This is a genomic window from Allobosea sp. 67-29, from assembly GCF_001898115.1.
Lineage (GTDB): Bacteria > Pseudomonadota > Alphaproteobacteria > Rhizobiales > Beijerinckiaceae > Allobosea.
In genome coordinates this window covers 591421-614338 of the sequence record NZ_MKSQ01000026.1, presented here as the reverse complement: position 1 = coordinate 614338, position 22918 = coordinate 591421, and the positions used below count along the sequence as shown (strand labels likewise).

The 22918-nt window shown below is 69.1% G+C and carries 17 protein-coding genes; 8 read left to right on the top strand and 9 right to left on the bottom strand.

Annotation, left to right across the window (positions count from 1 at the left end; all coding sequences use genetic code 11):
- Positions 1–168: 168 nt before the first annotated feature.
- The 5 genes from fdxA to BGO20_RS21925 form a co-directional block, all read right to left on the bottom strand.
- Positions 169–504, bottom strand: a complete 336-nt coding sequence (gene fdxA, locus BGO20_RS21945; protein ID WP_291659597.1) for a ferredoxin FdxA — start codon at positions 502–504, stop codon at positions 169–171.
- Between the two features lie 170 nt (positions 505–674).
- Positions 675–983: an RNA-binding S4 domain-containing protein gene (locus tag BGO20_RS21940; protein WP_291659596.1), complete on the bottom strand. Its 309-nt coding sequence runs from the start codon at positions 981–983 to the stop codon at positions 675–677.
- 24 nt (positions 984–1007) lie between these two features.
- Positions 1008–4325 carry a helicase-related protein gene (locus tag BGO20_RS21935; RefSeq protein ID WP_465246064.1) on the bottom strand — a complete coding sequence of 1106 codons (3318 nt, stop codon included), beginning with the start codon at positions 4323–4325 and terminating at the stop codon, positions 1008–1010.
- A gap of 325 nt (positions 4326–4650) precedes the next feature.
- The gene (locus tag BGO20_RS21930; RefSeq protein ID WP_291659595.1) at positions 4651–5097 is read right to left on the bottom strand and encodes a MerR family transcriptional regulator; all 447 of its coding nucleotides are present in this window, start codon (positions 5095–5097) and stop codon (positions 4651–4653) included.
- A 66-nt stretch (positions 5098–5163) separates the two neighbouring features.
- Positions 5164–6138 (bottom strand): KpsF/GutQ family sugar-phosphate isomerase, encoded by a 975-nt coding sequence (locus tag BGO20_RS21925; protein WP_291659593.1) that lies wholly within the window; start codon positions 6136–6138, stop codon positions 5164–5166.
- 156 nt (positions 6139–6294) lie between these two features.
- Between BGO20_RS21925 and BGO20_RS21920 the strand changes: the two genes are divergently transcribed.
- The gene (locus tag BGO20_RS21920; RefSeq protein ID WP_291659591.1) at positions 6295–7827 is read left to right on the top strand and encodes an outer membrane beta-barrel protein; all 1533 of its coding nucleotides are present in this window, start codon (positions 6295–6297) and stop codon (positions 7825–7827) included.
- 52 nt (positions 7828–7879) lie between these two features.
- On the opposite strand, the gene BGO20_RS21915 is transcribed toward BGO20_RS21920, so the two are convergent.
- A complete protein-coding gene (locus BGO20_RS21915) occupies positions 7880–9715 on the bottom strand; it encodes a M3 family oligoendopeptidase (protein WP_291659952.1) in 1836 nt (611 codons plus the stop codon).
- 216 nt (positions 9716–9931) lie between these two features.
- Here BGO20_RS21915 and BGO20_RS21910 point away from each other — a divergent pair, with 216 nt between their 5' ends.
- The 3 genes from BGO20_RS21910 to BGO20_RS21900 all read left to right on the top strand — a co-directional run bounded on the left by BGO20_RS21910 (position 9932) and on the right by BGO20_RS21900 (position 15479).
- On the top strand, positions 9932–11428 hold the full coding sequence (locus tag BGO20_RS21910; RefSeq protein ID WP_291659590.1) for a sigma-54-dependent transcriptional regulator: 1497 nt from the start codon (positions 9932–9934) through the stop codon (positions 11426–11428).
- Positions 11429–11533: 105 nt separating this feature from the next.
- Entirely contained in the window at positions 11534–13483 is a 1950-nt protein-coding gene (locus BGO20_RS21905) for a L,D-transpeptidase family protein (RefSeq protein ID WP_291659589.1), read from the top strand.
- Between the two features lie 223 nt (positions 13484–13706).
- On the top strand, positions 13707–15479 hold the full coding sequence (locus BGO20_RS21900; protein ID WP_291659588.1) for a peptidoglycan L,D-endopeptidase MepK: 1773 nt from the start codon (positions 13707–13709) through the stop codon (positions 15477–15479).
- Positions 15480–15501: 22 nt separating this feature from the next.
- On the opposite strand, the gene BGO20_RS21895 is transcribed toward BGO20_RS21900, so the two are convergent.
- Positions 15502–16110: a glutathione S-transferase gene (locus BGO20_RS21895; protein ID WP_291659587.1), complete on the bottom strand. Its 609-nt coding sequence runs from the start codon at positions 16108–16110 to the stop codon at positions 15502–15504.
- Between the two features lie 78 nt (positions 16111–16188).
- Positions 16189–17184 (bottom strand): LysR family transcriptional regulator, encoded by a 996-nt coding sequence (locus BGO20_RS21890; RefSeq protein ID WP_291659586.1) that lies wholly within the window; start codon positions 17182–17184, stop codon positions 16189–16191.
- 111 nt (positions 17185–17295) lie between these two features.
- Here BGO20_RS21890 and BGO20_RS21885 point away from each other — a divergent pair, with 111 nt between their 5' ends.
- The 3 genes from BGO20_RS21885 (at position 17296) to BGO20_RS21875 (ending at position 21109) form a co-directional block, all read left to right on the top strand.
- Entirely contained in the window at positions 17296–17901 is a 606-nt protein-coding gene (locus BGO20_RS21885) for an FMN-dependent NADH-azoreductase (RefSeq protein WP_291659585.1), read from the top strand.
- 239 nt (positions 17902–18140) lie between these two features.
- Positions 18141–19091, top strand: coding sequence for a TAXI family TRAP transporter solute-binding subunit (locus tag BGO20_RS21880; RefSeq protein WP_291659584.1), 951 nt, complete (start codon positions 18141–18143; stop codon positions 19089–19091).
- 125 nt (positions 19092–19216) lie between these two features.
- Positions 19217–21109 carry a TRAP transporter permease gene (locus BGO20_RS21875; RefSeq protein WP_291659583.1) on the top strand — a complete coding sequence of 631 codons (1893 nt, stop codon included), beginning with the start codon at positions 19217–19219 and terminating at the stop codon, positions 21107–21109.
- 29 nt (positions 21110–21138) lie between these two features.
- On the opposite strand, the gene BGO20_RS21870 is transcribed toward BGO20_RS21875, so the two are convergent.
- Positions 21139–21381: a DUF2312 domain-containing protein gene (locus BGO20_RS21870; RefSeq protein WP_047574439.1), complete on the bottom strand. Its 243-nt coding sequence runs from the start codon at positions 21379–21381 to the stop codon at positions 21139–21141.
- A 231-nt stretch (positions 21382–21612) separates the two neighbouring features.
- On the opposite strand from BGO20_RS21870, the gene BGO20_RS21865 reads away from it, so the two are divergent.
- Positions 21613–22917 (top strand): glycerate kinase type-2 family protein, encoded by a 1305-nt coding sequence (locus BGO20_RS21865; RefSeq protein ID WP_291659582.1) that lies wholly within the window; start codon positions 21613–21615, stop codon positions 22915–22917.
- Position 22918: the final 1 nt, after the last annotated feature.

Genomic DNA, 22918 nt, shown 5'->3' with positions numbered 1-22918 from the left:
GGGGATGCCCCGTTTTGTGGGAACCTCGCAGGGGCATGCGGAACGAATTCGACTGAGCTTGCGTATAGCACAAAAAACACGCCGAATCAAAGGTCAGCGCAGACAGCCGTCCGCCGCCGGACGTCAGTCCGGTTCCGGTCGACCCGGCGCTGCGGCGGGATGATCGGCTCAATCGCCCTCGCCGGGTTCCGGCGAAAGCATGGCGAGCTTGTCGGGGACTCCGTCGAACGCCTTGGCGTCCGCCGGCGGCTCCTTCTTCTGCGTGATGTTGGGCCAGCTGCCTGCGAACTTCGTGTTGAGCTGGAGCCAACTCTCAAGCCCAGGCTCGGTGTCGGGCTTGATCGCCTCGGCAGGGCATTCAGGCTCGCAGACGCCGCAGTCGATGCATTCATCGGGATGGATGACGAGCATGTTCTCGCCTTCGTAGAAGCAGTCGACCGGGCAGACCTCGACGCAGTCCATATACTTGCACTTGATGCAGTTCTCGGTGACCACATAGGTCATGGGCCGGCCCTTCCAATGCTTCCAAGCAACCTCATAAACCTCTGACGCGCGCAGGTTTCAAGGTCGTTCTCACCGGCTTTGGCAGAAGACCCTGCTCCTCCGGCGTCCGATCGGGGAAATTCCTTCGCCGCCGGGTCGCATACCGACTCGGGAGGCTGGAGCAGCCGGGTTTAGTCGTGGTCCGCGTCGGCGGCAAGCGACGGATCGTCACCGCCGTCGTCCAGCCTTTCATAGAGCAGGCGAGCCGTCGCGAAGGGGCCGCGGCGCTCGGCAAAGGCGACCACCCGGACCACGACGGTGGCGTGGGGCAGTGCGAGCGTGAGGACATCGCCGAGCTTGAGCCCCTGGGCCGGATTGCCGGCGCGCCGCCCTGCGACCCGGACATGTCCGTCCTCCACCAGGCGCACGGCGGCGGGCCGGGTGCGGGCGAAGCGCGCGAAGCAAAGCCATTTGTCGAGGCGTTGACGATGCTCCTGCAAGCGGTCCGCGCCTCCCTCCGGAGCCTAGCTCTTGCTGCCCTCGAGCTGCGCCTTGAGCGCAGCCAGCTTGGCGAAGGGCGAATCGGGGTCAGGCTCGCGATTGGCCGGGCGCTGGCGCTGCGGCTGCGGGAAGCGCTCGGCACCCCGCTCCTCGCGGCGCGGCCCGCCGGGGCGGCCGTCGCGCTTGAACTCGGGCCGCGCGCCGCGGCCGCCCTCGGGCCTGCCCTGCCGGGTCTGGTCCTCGTGCCGCGGGCGTTCGTCACGGCGCGGGCGTTCCTGGCGTTGCGTCGCGGTTGCCTCTCCGGTGGCGGTGGCCGGTCGATTCTCCGGCCGCGCATCGCGGCGCGGGCCGCCCGGGCGGCCCTCGCGCTGAGGACGGTCGCCGCGGCGCTCGCCCTCGCGGCGCTGGCCGTCATGGCGTCCGCGCTGGCCATGCTCGGGCCGGCGTCCACCCTGATGCCGATGCGGCCGCCAGACCTCGATCAGCTCCGGCTCCGCCGGTGCAGCCTCGGCCGTTGGTGCCTCCGCAGCCGCTGTCTCGACGTTCTCGGCTTCCGCAGCCGGCAGGGCAGACAGCGCGTCGGCCGGCACCGGCTCGCGTGCCGGCTCGAGCTCGGCTTCCGTCAGGATCGGGGTATCGGCCGTCTCGACGGCAGCGGCCGGCACGGCCGGCGCCTCGCCCTCCGGCAAAGCGCCTTCGTTCAGCGCGTCTGCAGCAGGCGGTTCCGCAGGCGTCTCGGCCTGAGTCTCCTCATGGGCCACGGCTTCGCCGGCCGTCTCCACGGCCGCAGTTTCAGCGGCCGCCGGCTCCGCCTGCGTGCCGACGGGCTTGGCCGGTTCGGTCGCGGCCGGGGGCGGCGCCAGCGGCACTGTGATCGCGGGGCCCGGGCGCTTGACCGAGACATAGCCGAGCGAGCGCAGGATCGAGGCGAAGTCGTCGCCGGCGCAACCGACGAGCGAGGTCATCGCGCCGGTGGCGACGAAGCCATCCTGGTCGGCAGCGCCGGCGGGCGGCACCCCTTGCGTGACACCGGGGCGATAGGCGATGGCCGGGCGGATCAGGTCGGCAAGGCGCTCGAGGATGTCGACGCGCACCGCCCGCTCGCCGCAGACGCGATAGCCGGCGGCCCGGTAGAGCCCCTTCGGCACGGCCTTGTCGACGGGGAAGGAAGTGCGGCCCGAGGCGGCGAGATGAGCGATGTCGTCCAGCCCGGCCGTCTCCGGCCCGCCATGCTTCAGTGCCCAGAGCTGTGCGGCGAGCGCACGCGGTGCCGGCTTCAGCAGGGCCGGCATGTAGATATGGAAGGCGCCGAAGCGGATGCCGAGCTGGCGCAGCGCGGCACGGCCCTCCTGGTCGAGCGCCTTCATCTCCTCGCCGACCTTGGCGCGCTCCAGCACGCCGAGCGCCTCGGCCGCCTGATAGGCGATGCCGCGGGCGATTCCCGTCGCGCTCTCGGCTGCTTCCAGGATCTGGATGGCGCCCAAAAGGCGCGTGATGTGATTCTTCAGCCAGAGAGTGAGGCGCGCCTCGACCTGCTCGCGCGCGGCGCCGGTCAGGTGCTCTTCGACAAGCAGCCGAAGCCGCGGCTCCAGCACCTTCTCGCCGGCGACGAGACGGGCCACCGGCTCGCCGGTCCAGCGCACCAGCCCGTCATGCGCAAGAATGAAGGCATCGTCCGCCGCCAGCACCACGCGCGCCGCCCGCGATTCGATCTCGGCGCCGAGCGCCTTCATCGCCGCCAGGTTGAGGGCCTTCACCTCCGACCCGCCCGCCTTCGGGTCCGCCGTGAAGCGGAAGCCCTGCAGCATCCCCACATGCTGGCCCTCGACGAGCACGTCGCCCGTCGCGGTGACCTCAGCCTCCAACATCGCATTCTCCCGCAAACGGCGCATCAGCACGCTGGTGCGCCGATCGACAAATCGGTGGGCCAGGCGCTCATGCAGAGCGTCCGACAGCTTGTCCTCTACAAGACGCGCCATGCCCTGCCAATGCTCAGGATCGGGCAACCAGTCCGGACGATTGGCGACATAGGTCCAGGTCCGGACCTGCGCGATCCGGGCCGAGAGGGTGTCGATCTCGCCATCGGTGCGATCGAGCGAGGCGAGCTGCCTCGCATACCAGTCGCCGTCGAGCCGGTCATGGCGCATCAGCCGCAGATAGAGCGTCGTCGCCAGCTCGGCGTGCTGCATCGGCGAGATCTTGCGATAATCGGGCAGGCCGCAGACCTCCCAGAGCCGCTCCACGGCCGCGCGCCCCTGCGCCAGCGCTGCAACGTCCGGGTCGCGAGCCAGCACTTCCAGCGTCGTCATATCCTCGGCGATCAGCGCCCGCGTCAGCCCCAGCTCGGAGGGCTGGCGATTCAGCGTGTCGAGCAGGCCCGCGATCGAGCGCAGATCCAGATCGGAATTGCGCCACTGCATCTGGCGGATCGGCTCGAAACGGTGATTCTCGATCGCCTCGACCAGTTCCGCATCGAAGGGCGGGCAGCGCCCGCTGGTGCCGAAGGTGCCGTCGCGCAGATGCCGCCCGGCCCGGCCGGCGATCTGTCCGAACTCGGCCGGATTGAGCTTGCGGTAGTGGTGCCCGTCGAACTTCTTGTCCGCCGCGAAGGCGATGTGGTCGACGTCGAGATTGAGCCCCATGCCGATCGCATCGGTCGCGACGAGATAATCGACATCGCCGGACTGGTAGATCTCGACCTGGGCGTTGCGGGTCCGGGGCGAGAGCGCGCCGAGCACGACGGCGGCGCCGCCCTTCTGCCGACGGATCAGTTCGGCGATGGCATAGACCTCCTCGACCGAGAAGGCGACGATGGCGGAGCGCGGCGGCAGGCGGGTGATCTTGCGGTCGCCGGCGAAGGTGAGCTGCGAGAGGCGCGGGCGGGTGACGACGTTCACCCCCGGCATGAGCTGCTCGATCAGCGGGCGCATGGTCGCCGCGCCGATCAGCATCGTCTCGGCCCGACCGCGCCGGTTGAGCAGCCGGTCGGTGAAGACGTGGCCGCGATCGAGATCGGCCGCGAGCTGAATCTCGTCGATGGCGACGAAATCGACCGCCAGATCGCGCGGCATCGCCTCCACCGTGCAGACCCAGAAGCGCGGGCGCTCCGGCTTGATCTTCTCCTCGCCGGTGACGAGCGCCACGGCCTGCGGCCCGACCTTGTCGACCACGCGTTGATAGACCTCTCGCGCAAGCAGGCGCAGCGGCAGGCCGATCATCCCGGTGGGATGGGCGACCATGCGTTCGATGGCGAGGTGGGTCTTGCCGGTATTGGTGGGGCCAAGCACCGCAGTGACGCTGTTGGCGCGGGCGGCGGGAGGCAACGAACGAAAGAGCTGCAAAGCGTAGGGCCGATCATATCGTCCGTCCGGGCGGCACGGGCCCTGCGCGAAGGCGAGCCGTCCGGACGGGTGCGTGAGCTGGGATCAGGACCGAGTCGGGTGAGAACGACTCTGGAACGAAGCGAGGCCGAATCGCTGACTCGACCAGAATCGGGGTTTGTTCCCGTTGCGAAGCCGGAGCCCCACCGACACCTGCAATACCGGCATAGCCCGCCCTCTTGCCAATCCGAGGCAGGACGGCCCCAAGCCGTCCAGCGCCCACCCAATCTAAGCCTTTCCAGCGCGGAAACGAGAGGCAATCCGCTCTTTCCGCTTCGACCGTGCCTCAATGCCGGGCATGATCGCACTGGCCGTGGTCGGACAAGGCCTCGATGATGGCGCAGTCGCAGGCCGCGACGCCGCCCGAGCAGGTGGCTGCAATGCGCTCCAGCTCCTTCTCCAGCGAGCGCAGCTTCGCGATCTTGCCGCGCACGTCCTCGAGATGCGAGACGGAGATCGCGTGCGCCTCGTCACAGGCGATGCCAGGGGTGTCCGAGAGCCTGAGGAGCGTGCGGATGCTGTCGACGGCGAAGCCGAGATCGCGCGCATGCTTGATGAAGGCGAGCCGCTCGGCATGGCGCCGGCCATAGCGGCGCTGGTTGCCTTCGGAGCGCTCCGGCGGCGGCAACAGCCCTACCTGCTCGTAATAGCGGATGGTCTCGACCTTGACGCCGGTCCGCTCCGCCAGTGCCCCGATCGGCATGACGCGCTCAAGCCCGCTTGCCACCGTCATCGCAGCCTCCAAAGCTCTAGAAACTAGAGATTCAGATAGGCTCTTGGATGCCTGATGCAAGCCCGATCAGGCGACGCCCATCGCCAGCAGATCGTGGACATGGACGAGCCCGACCGGCCGTTCCGCGGCATCGACCACGATCAGCGCCGTGATCCGGCTGCGATTGACCAGCTCCAGTGCCTCGACGGCGAGCGTGTCGAGCCCGACGCGGCGCGGATTGCCCGTCATGATGTCGCGCGCCCTGAGGGAGGCGCCGCCGCCCATCGTCGCCTTGCGGCGCAGATCGCCATCGGTGACGACACCGGCGAGCTTGCCGTCGAGATCCATCACGACCGCGCAGCCGAAGCCCTTGGCCGAGATCATCGCAACGACATCCGGCAGCAGGCTGTCGAGACCGATGAGCGGCAGCTCGGCGCCGCGATGCATGATGCTCTCGACGGTCTTGAGCTGCGCGCCGAGCTTGCCGCCGGGATGGTAGACGAAGAAATCCTGGCGCGAGAAGCCGCGCGCTTCCAGCAGCGCGACAGCCAGCGCATCGCCGAGCGCGATCTGCATCGTCGTCGAGGTCGTGGGCGCGAGTCCGTTCGGGCAGGCCTCGATCGCCCGGGGCAGGATCAGCGCGATATCCGCCTCCTTGCCGAGCGTGCTCTCGGCATTGGCGGTGAAGGCGATCAGCCCGACCCGGAAGCGGCGGGTGTAGCCGACGAGGGCGGCAAGCTCGGCCGTCTCGCCCGACCAGGACAGCGCGATCACCACGTCCTCGGGCCTGACCATGCCGAGATCGCCGTGGCTGGCCTCGGCCGGGTGGACGAAATGCGCGGGCGTGCCGGTCGAGGCCAGCGTCGCCGCGAGCTTGCGCCCGACATGGCCGGACTTGCCCATGCCGGAGACGACGACGCGGCCGCTCGCGCCGAGGATCATCGCGACCGCCGCGGCGAATGGCTGCCCGAGCCCATCGGCCAGCGCGCCATGAAGCGTGTCGAGGCCGGCTCGTTCGGTGGCGATGGTGCGAAGCGCCGAGGCGCGGATGTCGTCGGTCATGACGGCGCTCTAGCACGGAGCCGCGCGCGAGTTCCACCGCGGAGACCGAGGTTCGCCCGGCTGTTGACGCCTCCTTAACCCTGTCCGTTCTAACTCCATTAACCATGCGCCTCCCGAGGGCGCAGGTCCTGTTGCCGCCTGGAGTCAGCGAAGCCCGTGTCCGGCCGCGCGAAGATCCTGCTGATGACCGGCTCCGCGCTGGCGGGGGCGCTGCTCGCCTGCCTGCCGGCGCAGGCGCAGCAGCCTCGCAGCGGCCTGCGGACCGGGACGCCGAACTACATCGCCCAGACTCCGCCGCCGCCCGATCCCGCTCTCGCTCCGGCCTCGGCCGATCCGCTCGCGATCCGGGACCCGGCGGCCCTCGTGCAGGGGCAGGCCTCCGCCATCTCGTCGCGCCAGCCGCCCCGGGCGAGCGACCCGGTCCAGGCTCCGGCGCTGCGCGGCGTCACGCAGCGCCAGTTCCGTCCGCCGCCACCGACCGTCGCGACGATGCCTCCCCCGCCACCGGCCGCGCCGCCTCCGCCACGCCGCCGTGCGGCCAATGCCGAGGACCCGTGGGAGCCTCTGGGATTGCGCGTCGGCTCCGTGACGCTGAAGCCGGCGATCACGACCTCCCTCGGTTTCGACACGAATCCGCAGCGCAGCGCGACGCTCGGTGCCAAGGGCTCGGCCTTCAGCCGCTATGAAGGCGAGCTCGCCGTCCAGTCCGACTGGAACGCGCATGAGCTGACCGGACGGCTGCGCGGCGGCTACAGCAATTTCTTCCGAAACCACGAAGCCTCCCGCCCCGACGCCCAGGGCAATCTCGACCTGCGGCTCGACGCCACGCGCGACACGCGCATCCTGCTCGAATCGCGGCTGAATCTCGACACCCAGCGTCCCGGCTCGCCCGACCTCACCGCGAATGTCCAGGGTCGTCCGCAGGTCTGGCAGTATGGCGGTTCGGCCGGAGTCACCCATGACTTCAACCGGCTGCAACTGACCCTGCGAGGGTCGGTCGACCGCAGCGACTACGAGGACGCCAGGCTGAGCAACGGCGCCGTCCTGTCCCAGAAGGACCGGAACATGGTGGATTACGGCCTGCGCCTGCGCGCGGCCTATGAGATCACGCCCGGGATCAAGCCTTTCGTCCAGGCGGAGATCGACCGACGCGACTTCGACGAAAAGATCGACAGCGGCGGCTATATGCGTTCTTCCGATGGCGTCACCGCCAAGCTCGGCTCGACCTTCGAGATCAGCCGGCAACTGACGGGCGAAATCTCGGGCGGCTACCAGAACCGCCGCTACGAGGATACGCGGCTCAAGGATCTGCGCGGCTTCGTCGGCGACGCCTCGATCCTGTGGTCGCCGACACCGCTGACCACGGTGACCTTGCGCGGCACCGCCGAACTCGGCGACACCACCATCGCCGGCTCATCCGGAACCACGGTCCGGCGCGCGACGCTGGAGGTCGCGCATGCGCTGCGCCGCAACCTCATCGTCACCGGCTTCACCAATTTCAGCCGCACCGAATATGACGGCCAGGGCCTGCGCGAGGACTACATGAACGTCGGCGCGCGGCTGGAATACAAGCTGACCCGCACCTTCGCGATCCGCGCGAGCTTCACCCATGAGCGGCTGAATTCGACGGCGCCAGGCGCCGACTACACCGCCAATGTCTCGCAGGTGGGCTTGCGGGTGCAGTTCTGAGAAACCGCAACGTCCTTCCCTTCTCGCGCAAGGAGAGAAGGGCGGGTACGCCTCACTCCATCCCTTCCAGCTCGACGATCATCCCCTCGATCATCTTCAGGCCGATCTGCCAGAAGCCGGGATCCCTGGCATCGAGGCCGAAGGGCTTCAGCAGCTCGCCATAGGGCTTGCTGCCGCCGGCCGCGAGCAGGGCGAAGTACCGGTCCTGGAAGCCGTCGGCGGCATGCTGGTAGACGCCGTAGAGGGAATTCACCAGGCAGTCGCCGAAGGCGTAGGCATAGACGTAGAAGGGCGAATGGATGAAGTGCGGGATGTAGCACCAGAACGGCTCGTAGCCGCTCGACAGCCGGATCGCCGGCCCCAGGCTCTCGGCCTGAACGCTCATCCACAGATCGCACAGCGCCTCGGGGGTGAGCTCGCCCTGGCGGCGGGCCTCGTGAACCTTGCGTTCGAACGAGTAGAAGGCGATCTGGCGCACGACCGTGTTGATCATGTCCTCGACCTTCGCCGCCAGCATCGCCTTGCGCTGCTTCGGATCGGTCGTGCCGTCGAGCAGGCGGCGGAAGGTCAGCATCTCGCCGAAGACGCTCGCCGTTTCGGCCAAGGTCAGCGGCGTCGGCGCCATCAGCGCCCCGTTCGGGGCGGCCAGGACCTGGTGGACGCCATGGCCGAGCTCATGTGCCAGCGTCATCACGTCGCGCGGCTTGCCCTGGTAGTTCAGCAGCACATAGGGGTGCGCGGAGGGCACGGTGGGATGCGCGAAGGCGCCCGGTGCCTTGCCGGGGCGCGGCGGCGCATCGATCCAGCGATCGTCGAAGAAGCGCTTGGCGATCTCCGCCATCCTGGGCGAGAAGGCGCCATAGGCCGAGAGCACGGTGTCGCGCGCCTCGTTCCAGGGAATGGTTCGCTGCTCGACCTCCGGCAGCGGCGCGTTGCGGTCCCAGAAGTCGAGCGAGTCGCGCCCGAACCACCTGGCCTTGAGGCGATAATAGCGGTGTGACAGACGCGGATAGGCCTCGCGCACCGCGGAAACGAGCGCGTCCACCACCTCACGCTCGACCCGATTCGCCAGATGGCGCGAATCCGCGACATCGTCGAACTTGCGCCAGCGGTCGGAGATTTCCTTGTCCTTGGCGAGCGTGTTGGTGATCAGCGCGAAGGTGCGCAGCTCCTTGCGGAAGACCTTGCTCAGCGCCTCCGCCGCCTTGCGGCGCGCCTCGCCATCCGCGTCCTGAAGCTTGTTGAGGGTTCGCTCCAGCGTCAGCTCCTCGCCGTCGACGTCGAAGCGTAGCGAGGCGATGGTCTCGTCGAAAAGGCGGTTCCAGGCCGCAGCGCCGGTCATCGACTTCTCGTGGAACAACGCCTCCACCCGATCGTCGAGCTGGTGCGGCTTGTCCTTCGAGAGATCGTCGAGCCACGGCTTCCAGTGCGAGAGCGGCGGCTGGCTCGCGACCTTGGCCAGCAGTTCGGGCTCGATCCGGTTGAGCTCGAGCTCGAAGAACAGCAGCTCCGTGATGGCGGCGTTCAGCTTGTCCTGCGTGTCGCCGTAGAACTTGGCGCGCTGCGGGTCGGTGGTGTCTCCGGAATAGATCAGCCCCGCATAGGCGCCGATCCGCCCTAGCAGATCGCTCAGCTCCTCATAAGCCTTGACCGCGCCGCCCAGCAGGGCGCTGCCGTCGGGCCGGGCGGCCAGCTCCGCGAGCTGGCCGCGATACCGCTCGGCCAGGGCCTGGGCGTCGGCGAAGGCGCGCTCGAGGTCGCTTCGCAGCGGAGCCGATTCGATGCCGGGATAGAGATCGTCCAGGTTCCATTCCGGCAGGTCGCCGAGGGCCTTGTCGGTTGCCGCGCCGCCGGGCGCCGCAGGGCCATGGACAATCTGGACTCGCATCGTTGGGAACAGCATGCTTTCTCCGCCTCATCGCCGCAGGGGCCGCTTCCACTTAAGGAGCGCCGGCGCATCGATCAATCGCGCCGGTGGCTGATCTGCGAAAGCGGCGGGCTTAAACCCCGCTTAACCCTTCTGGCCGACGATGCTCCAGAACGGAACAGGCGATTCCGCCGGGGCCAAGATTTTCTTTCCGAATGCGCCGTCTTTCGAGGTGTCATGACCGCCAGCGTCCTCGTCGTCGATGACGATCCCGTACAGCGCCGCCTGCTCGAGGCGATGCTGAAGCGCTCCGGCTACGACGTCGCGGTGGTGGAGGACGGCCAGGCTGCAGTCACGCTGATGAGCGGCGCCGACGGCGATGCGATCGATGCCATCGTGCTCGACCTCAACATGCCCGGCCTCGACGGCATGGGTGTCCTCGCCGCGCTGCGCGAGCGCGAGATCGGCAAGCCCGTGATCGTGCAGACCGCCAACGGCTCGATCGAGACCGTGGTTGCGGCGATGCGCGCCGGTGCCGTCGACTTCGTGGTCAAGCCGGTCGGGGCCGAACGCCTGCAGGTCTCGCTCAAGAACGCGCTCAAGCTCGGCGCCCTCGAGCATGAGTTGCGCCATATCAAGCGCCGGGCCTCGAACACGCTGGGCTTCCGCGACCTCGCCACCAAGAGCCCGGACATGGCGCGCGTCGTGCGCCTGGCCGAGCGGGCCGCGAAGTCGAACATACCGATCCTGATCGAAGGCGAATCCGGCGTGGGCAAGGAGGTGCTGGCGCGCGCCATCCAGGGCTCCAGCGACCGCAAGGGCAAGCCCTTCGTCACGGTCAACTGCGGCGCGATCCCGCATAATCTGGTCGAATCGATCCTGTTCGGCCATGAGAAGGGCGCCTTCACCGGCGCTACGGAGCGCCATCTCGGCAAGTTCGTCGAGGCCAATGGCGGCACGCTGTTCCTCGACGAGGTCGGCGAACTGCCGCTCGATGCGCAAGTCAAGCTGCTGCGCGCCATCCAGGAAAGCGAGGTCGACCCCGTCGGCGGCAAGAAGTCCGTGCGCGTCGACATCCGCGTCATCTCCGCCACCAACAAGAGCCTGCTCGACCAGGTCAAGGCCGGCGCGTTCCGCGAAGACCTCTACTATCGCCTCAACGTCTTCCCGATCACGCTGCCGCCGCTGCGCCAGCGCCGCGAGGATATCCCCGATCTCGCCCGCGGCTTCCTCGCCCGCTTCGCCGCCGAGGAGGGGAAGAAGCTGGACGGCATCGGCGACGAGGCTGTCCGGCTGATCACGAGCTATGACTGGCCGGGCAATGTCCGCCAGCTCGAGAACGCCATGTTCCGCGCCGTGGTGCTGGCCGACGGGCCGGAGCTCGGCGTCGCCGAGTTCCCGCAGGTGGCCGCCCAGATGGAAGGCTACGACGTCCGCATCCCGGCGGCTCCTGCCCAGTTCGGCCCGGCCGAGGCCCGTGCCGAGGCGCCGCCGCGCATCATCCACATGCCGGTGCGCGATCCGAACTCGCTCGAACTGGTCTCCGGCTCCGACATGCGCCGGCTCGACGAGCTCGAACGCGAGATCATCACCTTCGCATTGACGCATTACCGCGGGCACATGTCCGAGGTCTCGCGCAAGCTCGGCATCGGCCGCTCCACGCTCTACCGGAAGCTCAAGGATTACGGGTTGATCGAGAGCGAGGGGCATTCCGAGGAAACCGACGCGGCCTGAGCCGCGACGAACGAAAGCGACGGCCTGTTGCGCCGCCGCATCTTGTCGAAGCCAGCCGAGTCACGCAGGAATGGGCGTGATCCGGCATTTATCGGGAACGCGACTATGCCTCGTCGCCATTGGGCGAATCTGACCTCGGCATCCGCCCTGGCCATCATGCTGAGCTGCGCCCCGGTCCTGGCCGAAGGCCCTCCCGCCACCGATCCCACGACCGGTGTGCCGCTGCCGGAGACCCCGCAGCTCAAGCTGCTCGACAGCGAGAAGCCGGCCGCGGAAACGCGCGACCGCGCGATGGTGACGGGGACCGTCGCGAGCGGCGCCAGGCTGCGTGGCGCGGCCTCGGTGGACGCGACGGCGCCCGTCGAGGAGGAGCCGGTCGCGCTCGACGTTCCGCCGGTCGAGATGCCGGCGCTCGATCCCGCGCTCATTCCCGCCTCCAAGCCGGCCGAGCCGACCCCTGCGCCCGCCGCGCCCGTCCAGGCCACCCCGGCGCAACCGGCACCGGAGCCGGTCGTGCCGGCTTCGGCGACGATCCAGGCCGCGCCCGGGCCGCTGCAGGCGATCCAATCGCTGGTGCCGGCGCCCGAGATGCCGAAGCTGGTGATCGACCTCCCGCCCGGCCTCGAATTCGCCGCCGACATCGCGGCACAGGCCGCGGAGGCGGTTGCCGTCCGCCGGCTCGGCGAGCGCGAGCGCGGCGAGATCATCGCCGCCTACCAGGCGAACGAGAACCGTCCGTTCTGGATCGACGGCAAGGGCTGGACCGCGGCCGGCAAGCGCATCGTCGCGCAGCTCGAGCACGCTGCCGATGACGGCCTGCGCCCGACCGACTACGCCCTCCCGGTGTTCGAGCTCAGCGACAAGGCCCAGCTCGCCGCTGCGGATGTCCGCCTCTCGGCGCTCGCCGTGCTCTATGCTCGCGATGCCCGCGGCGGCCGGCTCGATCCGCGGCGGCTCTCCAAGCTGATCACGCCGACGCTCTACCTGCCCTCGGCGACCGAGGTGCTCTCCGAGCTCGCCGGCGCGCCGGATGCGGGCGCGGTGCTCGCCGCCTACAACCCGCCGCACGAGCAGTATCGCCGCCTCAAGGCCAAGCTCGCCGAACTGCGCGAGCATCTCGACGATACGCCGTTGGTGCGGATTCCGGCCGGGCCGACGCTCAAGCTCGGCATGCGCGACGAGCGCGTGCCGCTCGTGCGGGCGCGGCTTGGGCTCGGACCCAGCGACGATTCGGTGTTCGACCGGTCGACGTCGCTCGCCCTCGCGGATTTCCAGAAGAAGGCCGGCCTGCCGGCCAACGGCATCCTCAGCCCCCGCACCATCGCCGCGCTGGGCAAGCCGGCGACCGCCCAAGGTGAAGAGGACATCATCGCCCAGATGGAGCGCTGGCGCTGGCTGCCGCCGGATCTCGGCGCCAAGCACATCATGGTCAACGTGCCGGAGATGCGCGTGCGCGTGATCCGCGACGGCCAGGTGATCCACGAGGCCCGTGCGATCATCGGCAAGCCGGATTCGGCAACGCCGATCTTCTCGCACAAGATGGACCACGTCATCGTCAATCCGTCCTGGTATGTGCCGCCCTCGATCCTGAAGAAGGAATTCCTGCCCGGGCTGGCGGCCGACCCCGACTATGCGGCCAAGCGCGGCTACATCGTCACCCGCACCAAGCACGGCATCTCGGTGCGCCAGCCGCCCGGCGAGCGCAACGCGCTGGGCTGGATCAAGTTCATGTTCCCGAACGAGCATGCGGTCTATCTGCACGACACGCCGAACCGCCGGCTCTTCGCCGCGGCCAAGCGTGCCTTCAGCCACGGCTGCGTCCGCGTCGACAATCCGTTCGCCCTGGCCGACCAGGTCCTCGGGCCGGAATGGACGAGCGAGCGCCTGAAGAAGCTGATCGGCAAGGGCGAGCGGCGCATCAACCTGCCGGAGCCGCTGCCGATCCACCTCGTCTACAACACCATCGTGGTGGGGGCGGACGGTCATATCACCCGTTTCGACGACGTCTACGGCTTCCACAGGCTGGTCCGGCAGGCGCTGGAGCAACAGGGCTGAGCACCGGCCAGCGGGCTGCCGGATCGGGCCGCAATCGCACCGAATTAAGGCGCCGTCGCAATGTCGGCGCCTTTTTGCCATGATTCGTCCTTAGCCAGCCATATCCAGAATTTCCTGGCGCGGCGTTTTGCGGCTTGCTAACGGGTCGTTAACGCTTCTCCGCAACTGTTCGTTCACGTTTAACGCGCCGCTTCGGCGGGGGCACCGAGACGGGTCAGGCAGATTGGGCAGGATAAACGCCACGATTCCGGGTTGGCTGCGTCTCGGCTCGAAGACCGCCCGCCGCCGCGCCGCGTTGCTCGGCCTCGCGGTGGCCACGTTCCTGCTCGGCATCCGTGGCACGCAGAACGCCGTCGCCAACGGCGATACGCGCACCATAACCATCATGCACATGCATACGAAGGAGGAGACGACGGTCACCTTCAAGCAGGATGGCCGCTATGTTCCCGCCGCTCTCGAGAAGCTGAACTGGGCCCTGCGGGATTGGCGCACCGACGAGCCGATCCGCATGGACCCGCGCCTGTTCGATGTCGTCTGGGAGGTGCAGCGCCAGCTCGGCTCCGAGCAGCCCTTCCACGTCGTGTCCGCCTATCGCTCGCCCAACACCAACGCCATGCTGCGCCGTCGCTCGCGCGCCGTCGCCAAGCACAGCCAGCACATGCTCGGCAAGGCGATGGACTTCTACCTGCCCGACGTGCCCACGGCGCGAATCCGCGAGATCGGGATGCGTCTGCAGCGTGGCGGCGTCGGCTTCTATCCAAACGCGCACACGCCCTTCGTCCATCTCGATGTCGGATCGGTCCGCTCCTGGCCGCGCATGACGCGCGACCAGCTCGTGCGGCTGTTCCCCGATCAGAAGACCGTGCACATCCCCGCTGATGGCCGCCCCCTGGCGGGCTACGAGCTGGCCAAGGCCGAGATCCTGTCGGGCGGCGGTGCGGTCGCCGGCTATGCGGTGGCCGATGCGGACGAGGGCGCGGTCGCCTCCTCGGGCCGCAAGAGCCTGTGGGCATCGCTGTTTGGCGGCGACGACGAGGAGGCCGATGCCCGGCCCGTCGCCCGCGGTCGGCGCGGTGCGCCACGTCAGCAACCGGCGGTCATGGCCTATGCCAATTCCGGCTATCTCGACGGCAACGCCAGCGATGGCGGCCGCTTCGCCGTCGCCGTGGCGCCGAACCCCGCCGTCCAGGCCATCACGCGCGAGCGCTCGGAGCGTCTCGCGCCGCAGCCGGCCGCGGCGCCACCGCCAGCGGCTTCCCCGGCGCCCGTCGCCGCCGCTGCCGCGCCATCGGCGCCGGCTGAAAGCCGCCCGCAACTGATCGATGCGCCGTTGCCGCTGGCCCGGCCGCGGGGATTGAGCCAGCCGGGCGACGAGGGCACCGTGCAGATCGCGGCGCTGCCGGGGGCGGCCGGGCCGCTTGCCTTCGCCCCGAGCGGCTCCGGGACAGAGCAGAAGCTGATCCTCGCCTCGCTGCCGCCGCGCCGCCCCGACGCCATGGCGGCTCCGGAAGATGTGGTCGTCGCCGGTTTGCCCACCAGCGCGCCGCTCCCGCCGATCCGGCCGACCGCGCTTGCCGATGCCGCGCTGGCCGCCCTGCGGCCGGCGGGCGACGCAAACGCCGCGAGCCAGGCCGGCGAAGGCGTGCTGGTCACCGCCAGCCTGCCGCCGGTCAGGCCACGCGAAGGTGGCGCCAGCTACGCCACCGCGACGCAGCGCTCGGTGCCGGTAGCTGCCGACCCCGACGAGGCGGCGACCATGGACCGGTCCGGTCTCGAAGCCCTGTTCGCCACGGTTGCGCGTCCTGTGCGCTCCGGCAAGCCGGTGACGGTGGCGACGGCGCGGACCCGGCCGGCAGGGCCCTCGGCCGCCCCCATCGCCGGGCCAAGCCCGGCGGCGGCCCTCGGCTTCAGCCACGCGGACCCCGTCGATGCGCGCCCCGGCGCCTTCACCGGCCCGGCAGTGCGCCCCTTGCCGACCAACTACGTGCAGAACTGAGTGGATCGCCGATCGTCGGCGCTCATTCCCGGTCGATCGGCCAGGCCTTGAAGACGTCGAGCGCTTCGCAGGCCTGTGCCTGGGCTGCGAGGGCGGGCCAGCGGTCCTCTGGAACGAAGGCGGGGATGACGAAGCGGCAGAAGCCCCAGGCGACGGCCGCCGCGATATCGCTCGGCAGGAGTTCCGGCCCGGCCGTAAGCCCGCCGTCCGCGGCAGCGGCATCGAGCAGGCCGAGCGCGGTGTGGAGTTGCTCGACGATGCGCTCCTGCCACGGCGCGTAGCGCTGGGCCTCGGGCCGCTTGCGCTCATATTCGATCGCGACCGCCTTGTCGGCGGCGACGATGCCGATGCCGGTCAGCGACAGGTCGCGCCGGCGCGCGACCGGTTCGAGCGGCCGGAGCGACCGGCCGGCCACATCCTCGAAATGCTGGATGATGAGAAGAGATTCGCTGATGACGGTCCCGTCGTCTGTGACGAGGCTCGGCGCCTTGATCAGCGGGTTGATCGCGCGGAACTCGTCCATGTGGCGGAAGACCGAGACCGAGCGGTGTTCGAAGGGAACCTCCAGCAGCGTGCCGGTGATCGCGGCACGGCGCACATAGGGACTATCCAGCATTCCGACCAGCAGCATCCGGCGATCCTTTCAGCGATGGCGGGAGCCTGCCGGATGGCGCCGGGAAAGCCACGCGAAATCGCGTGATGGCGCGGATCACGCCGGTTGATGCTCCCGCGCTCCGGTTTCGTCCTCGGGCTGGCCGCGCCAGGGTTCCTCCAGGGAAATCCCGCGCTCCTGCATGGCGATCTGGCAGGGATCCCAATAGGGCGTGCCGCCGAAGCGCGCCACGAGCAGGTCGATCAGCACGCGCACCTTGCCGGGCACGAAGGCTCCCGGCGGGCGCACGACATAGAGGCCGCGCGTCGGCATCGGATAGTCGAGCAGGACGTGTTCCAGCGCGCCGGAGCGGATCGCCTCGGAGGCGACGAAATTGGGCAGGACGACGAGACCCAGCCCGGCGGCGGCCCATTCCATCAGGGTCTCGCCGCTGTCGGAGCGCAAGCGGCCCGGCGGCCGCAGTGCGATCCAGCGCTTCCCCGAGCGGAAGGTCCACTCCTGCTCGGCGGTGCCGGTGTAGATCAGGCAGTCATGCGCGGCGAGATCATGCGGCGTGGCGGGGCGGCCCTTGCGCGCGAAATAGGCCGGGCTGCCGAGCACCGAAGCATGCACCGGCGCGATGCGCCTGGCGATCAGGCTCGAATCCTTCAAGGTTCCGATGCGGATGGCGGCGTCGAAGCGCTCGCCGATCAGGTCGACGAACTGGTCGCTGGCGTGCACGTCGAGCTCGAGCCGCGGATGGGCGAGGGCCAACTCGCGCAGCAGCGGCGCGACATGGCGGTTGCCGAAGGTCAGCGGCATCGCGATGCGCAGGCGACCGGCCACGCCGCCGGCCTGTTGCGCCACCGCCTCGCGCGCTTCCTCGAGATCGGCCAGGATGCGCTCGCTGCGCGCCCGGAACTCGATGCCGGCCTCGGTCGGGCTGACGCCGCGGGTGGTGCGGCTGAGCAGGCGCGCGCCCAGCTCTTCCTCAAGGCGGCTGACGCGGCGGCTGACGATGGATTTCGACAGGCCGAGGATCTGAGCCGCGCGGCCGAAGCCGCCGGTCTCGGCGACCGCGATGAAACTGCGGATCTCGTCCAGCTCGGCCATGCGAGTGTTCCTTAGGGTGCAACAGTGTGGTTCGGATTATGCGTGTTCTGGTGCAATTCGTGAACCACTATCTTCCTGGCCATCGAAATCGTTCCCATTGGAAACACCGTCATGGCCACAGCCCTCGTCCTCAACAGCAGCACCTCCGGCCCCGCCTCCATCTCGCGGCAGCTGGTTCAGACCACCGTCGACCATCTGCGCCGCCAGAATCCGGGGGTCCATATCGTCGAGCGCGACCTGAACGCCGATCCGATCCCGCATCTCACCACCGAGACCACGGCCGCGCTGCGCGGCGGCGAAGCCAACAGCCCGGCGCAGCGCGACGCGCTGGCGCTCTCGGCGGCGCTGATCGAGGAGCTGAAGGCGGCCGATACCCTGGTGATCGGCGCGCCGATGTACAATTTCGGCATCCCGACGACGCTGAAGAGCTGGTTCGACTACGTGCTGAGGGCCGGGCTGACCTTCCGCTACAGCGAGACCGGCCCGGAGGGCCTGCTCAAGGGCAAGCGCGCCATCGTGGTCGAGAGCCGCGGCGGGCTCTACAGCAGCGGCCCGGCGCAGGTCATGGATTCGCAGGAGCCGCATCTGCGCACGCTCCTGAGCTTCGTCGGCATCACGGACGTCACGTTCATCCGGGCCGAGAAGCTCGGCTTCGGCCCCGAGGCGCGCGAGGAGGCGATCCGCAACGCCAATGCAGAACTGGCCGCCGTCGCCTGAGGCCAGCCACCGGCAATGGAGCCCCGCGCGGCCGGTCCGCGCGGGGCTTTTTTCGTGCGCCTCGTCCGCTCGACCGGCCCCGGTCCGGCATCGTGCGAAAACTATCGTCTTGCAACGCAGGGTTTGACCGGTAGCTTAGGCGCGTCCGGCTGCGGGTGCCATCGGCCCCGGGCCGCTTTCGCGAGCGCCGTGCAACCAACGACACGGCGCCGTCCCGAATCCTGGAGGAGACGAGCCGCATGATCACCAAAGACAAGCTTCGCTATGCCCTGCTCGCCGGCGCGCTGCTGCTGCCCGCCGCGGCCGGCGCGCAGGAACTGCGCCTGATGACCGGCCCGCAAGGCGGCGTCTGGGTCCCGCTGGGGGGACAGCTCAAGGACATGTGGGAGAAGGCCGTTCCGGGGATCAAGATCCAGTCGCTGCCCGGAGCCGGCATCGCCAATGTCCGCGCCATCGACGCCGGCAAGGCCGAGATCGGCTTCGGCAACTCGATCTCGACCGTCGACGGACTGGCCGGAAACCCGCCCTTCCCGAAGAAGCAGACCGACATCTGCAACGTCGCCACGCTCTACCCGCAATATTTCCAGATGCTGGTCCCGGCGGATTCCGACATCAAGTCGGCCAAGGATCTGAAGGGCAAGGCCATCACCACCCAGCCGCGTGGCAACACCGGCGAGCTGATCACCGGCCAGCTGCTGAAGGTCAACGGGCTGAGCTACAGCGACGTCAAGGTCTCCTTCGTCTCCTACACCGACTCGGTGCAGCAGATGCAGGACGGACAGGCCCAGGCCTTCTCGCTCGGGACGGCGATCCCCTCGGGCGCGGTGATGGACCTCGCCTCGGCCCGGGACGTCCGGCTGCTCGACCTCTCCGACGATCTCGCCGGGATGAAGAAGCTCAACCCCGGCTATACGCTGGTCACCGTGCCGAAGGGGACCTATCCCAAGCAGGACAAGGACGTGAAGGTGATCGGTTATGCCACCCACATCGTCGCCTCCTGCAAGCTTCCGGCCGACCAGGTCTATGCCATGACAAAGGCGATCGCCGACAACGTCCCGGCCCTGACCGCGACGAGCAAGGCGGTAGCCGGCCTCACGCCGCAGGTCATGGCGGAGGATATCGGAGTGCCGTTCCACCCGGGAGCGGCACGCTTCTACAAGGAGAAGGGCATCACCGTCGCCAGCCACTGAGATCGTACCAACCGGCGCGCCGGAGCGATCCGGCGCGCCTTCGGTCCTGATCGAGCCTGGATTGCCATGCGCCCCGCCGGGTGCGGGCTGGTGGTCCGGGCGTTTCCTCTAGCGGGAGGCCGCCGGTGCAGCGCCTGAAATCGATGTCCGTCAGCGCCTGGCTGATCGCCTGTCTCGCGATTGCCATGTCGCTCTATCACATATGGGTCATTCTGGCCGGACCACCGGAGGCCGTGCTGTTCCGCGGAACGCATCTGCTCTTCGCTCTGGCCCTGACATTCCTGATCTTCTGCGGTCCGAAGGGGGAGGGGCAGAAGCCCGGCTGGCTCGACTATGCCTGGGCGGTCCTGGGCGCCGCGCCGATCCTCTACCTGTTCCTGAACTACGACTACCTGGTCAACCGCATCTATTACGTGGACGATCTGACGACGCCGGACATCGTCTTCGGCTGCCTCCTGATCGTGGTCGTGCTCGAGGCGACGCGGCGCGTCATCGGGCTCGCATTGCCGATCACGGCGGCGGTCGCGCTGGTCTATGCGATCTTCATCGCGCGCGTCGAACCGATGCGCCTGCTCGACCAGCTGTTCATGACCACCGAAGGCATCTTCGGCATCCCGCTCTCGGTCTCGGCCGGCTATGTCATGATCTTCGTGCTGTTCGGTGCCTTCGTCGAGCGAACGGGATCGGGGCGGCTGTTCATGGACTTCGCCACCAGCGTGGCCGGCGCCAGCGCAGGCGGTCCCGGCAAGGTCGCAGTCATCTCGTCGAGCCTGTTCGGCACCATCTCGGGCAGCGCCGTCGCCAACGTCATGGTCACCGGAACGATGACCATCCCGCTGATGAAGCGCACCGGCTTCCGTCCGGCCTTCGCCGGAGGCGTCGAATCCGTGGCCTCGACCGGCGGGCAGATCATGCCGCCGATCATGGGCGCCGCCGCCTTCGTCATGGCCGAGTTCCTCGGCGTTTCCTATGCCCAGGTGACGATCTGGGCGCTGCTTCCGGCGCTGCTGTTCTACGTCGCCTGCTTCGGCGCGGTGCATTTCGAGGCGCGGCGGCTCGGCCTGGCCGGACTGCCGCGCTCGGAGCTGCCGCGGCTGGGAGCGGTGCTGCGCGAGCAGGGCCACCTGTTCATTCCCGTGGTGGTGATCCTGCTGGTCATCTACAGCGGATACAGCGCGCCGCTTGCCGCGCTCGCGGGCACGGCGGCCTGCTTCCCGGTCGCGGCACTGCGGGCCAGCTCGCGCGGCAACGTCACCTTCGCCAACCTGATCGGCGCCCTGATCGACGGTGCGAAGGGGACGATCGCCGTGGCGCTGGCCTGTGCCTGCGCCGGCATCGTGATCGGAGCGATCTCCCTGACCGGCGCCGGGATCGTGTTCACCCAGCTCGTGGTCAATCTCGCCGATCAGGCACTCTTCCTGGCGCTGCTGCTGACGATGTGCGCCGGCATCCTGCTCGGCATGGGGATGCCGACGACGCCGGCCTACATCATCATGACCGCGCTGCTGGTACCGGCATTGGTCAAGCTCGGCGTGATCCCGCCGGCGGCGCATCTGTTCGCGCTCTACTTCGCCATCCTCTCGGCGATCACGCCGCCGGTCGCGCTGGCGGTCTATGCCGCCGCCGGCATCGCGAAATCGGATCTGTGGGAAACCGGCTGGGCCTCGGTGAAGATCGGCGCGGCCGGCTTCATCGTGCCCTTCATGTTCGCCTACGAGCCGGCGCTGCTGATGATCGGCGACTGGCCCAAGGTGATCGTCACCGCGGTGTCCGCGACCTCGGGCGCGCTGTTGCTGGCGGCGGGGCTGCACGGCTTCCTGATCGCCCGCGCGACGCTGATCGAACGGATCATGCTGGTGGGCGCGGCCTTCAGCCTGATCAAGCCGGGGTTGCTGACCGATCTGCTCGGGTTGGCCCTGGCGGTGGCTGTGGTCGCGATGCAGTGGCCAAGACGCAGCGAGACCGTGCCTGCTGCTACGGCACCGGTGCCAGCGGCGCCGGAACAGGCGGCGCCGTGACGGGATGGTGAAACGCGGGAGGCGGCCGTTCAGGCCGTCTCGCCGACCGCCTGCAGATAGAGGTCGAGGATTGCCTCCTCCTCCTTGCGTTCGTCGAGGTCGCGCTTGCGCAGGGCCACCACCTTGCGCAGCACCTTGACGTCGTAGCCGTTGCCCTTGGCCTCGGCGTAGACCTCCTTGATGTCGTCGGCGATCGTCTTCTTCTCTTCCTCGAGCCGTTCGATGCGCTCGACGATGCTCTTGAGCTGATCGCCCTGAACCGGATCGTCCATTTCATATCCTTCCGGGAACCGAAAAATGCGGCCGGCAGCGTTCGCGCGGATGGGGGCCGGACGTCAAGCCGGATCGTCCTCCGCCTGCCCATCCTCAACAGTTGCGATGTCGCAGCGCTGCTAAAAAGTATGATTAAATCGCCAAAAGATGGATGACGTGCAGCCGCTCACGGCCTAAGACTCGGTCGAAACGGCCGCGTTTCAAGCTGCGGCAAAAGGGCGGGACGCGGCGTGCGGCGATCAACCGACGAAATCCAGAAGCTGCGCGCGACGGCGCGGACCGTCTACGACGCGGCCGTGGCGCGCGCTCATCCGGCCGGCTGCCTGTTGCCGCACCTGCCGGCCGCGCCTGGGCGCGGCCGGTTGATCCTGCTCGCGGCCGGCAAGGCCGCCGGCAGCATGACGGCGCTGGCCGAGGCGCATTATCTCGACGGCGGCCTCGAACCGGACCGGCTCGTCGGCCATGCGGTGGCCCGGCACGGCTACACCGCCCCCACGCGGCAGATTCCGATGGTTGCGGCCGGGCACCCCGTGCCCGACGCGGGCAGCGTCGCCAGCGCCGCTCGCGCGCTCGAGCTTGCGGCCTCCGCAACGGTGGATGACCTCGTCCTGGTGCTCCTGTCGGGCGGGGGGTCGGCCAACTGGGTGGCGCCGGCCGGCCGGCTGACGCTCGCCGAGAAGCAGGCCGTGACCAGGGCGCTGCTGCGCTCCGGCGCGCCGATCGGCGAGATGAACATCGTCCGCAAGCGGCTGTCGCGGATCAAGGGGGGGCGGCTTGCGCTCGCCGCCGCTCCGGCGCCATTCGTCACGCTGGCGATATCGGATGTGCCGGGCGACGATCCGGCCGCGATCGCATCCGGCCCCACCGTGCCCGATCCGAGCACCATGGCGGATGCCCGCGCGATCGTCGCCCGCTATCGGCTGGACCTGCCGCCGGCTGCTCGCGCCCTGCTCGACGACGATGCCAGCGAGACCCCCAAGCCCGGCCACCCCGCCTTTGCCCACGGCACCTACCGGATCATCGCCCGCCCCGCGGACGCGCTCGCCGCCGCCCGCGCGACGGCCGAGGAAGCCGGCTACGCGGTGATCGACCTCGGGCCTGACCTCCAGGGCGAGGCGCGCGAGATCGCGGCGGCTCACGCGGAGATGGCGAGGCGGCTGAAGCAGGAGGGCCGCCGGGCCGCCATCCTGTCCGGCGGCGAGCTGACCGTGACGCTTCGTGGCTCCGGCCGCGGCGGGCCGAGCCAGGAATACGCGCTGGCCCTCGCGATCGCGCTCGCGGGCGAGCCGGGCATCGTCGCGCTTGCCGGCGATACCGACGGCACCGACGGCGGCGGCGGCGAGGCGACCGACCCGGCCGGCGCCCTCGTCGATCCCCAGACCTTGACGCGCGCCGCGGCGATCGGCCTTGATCCCGCCAGATCCCTCGCCGACAACGATTCGACCGGCTTCTTCGAAGCGCTCGGCGATTTGCTGCAGCCGGGACCAACCCTGACCAATGTCAACGACTGCCGCGTGATCCTGATCGAACCGTGAG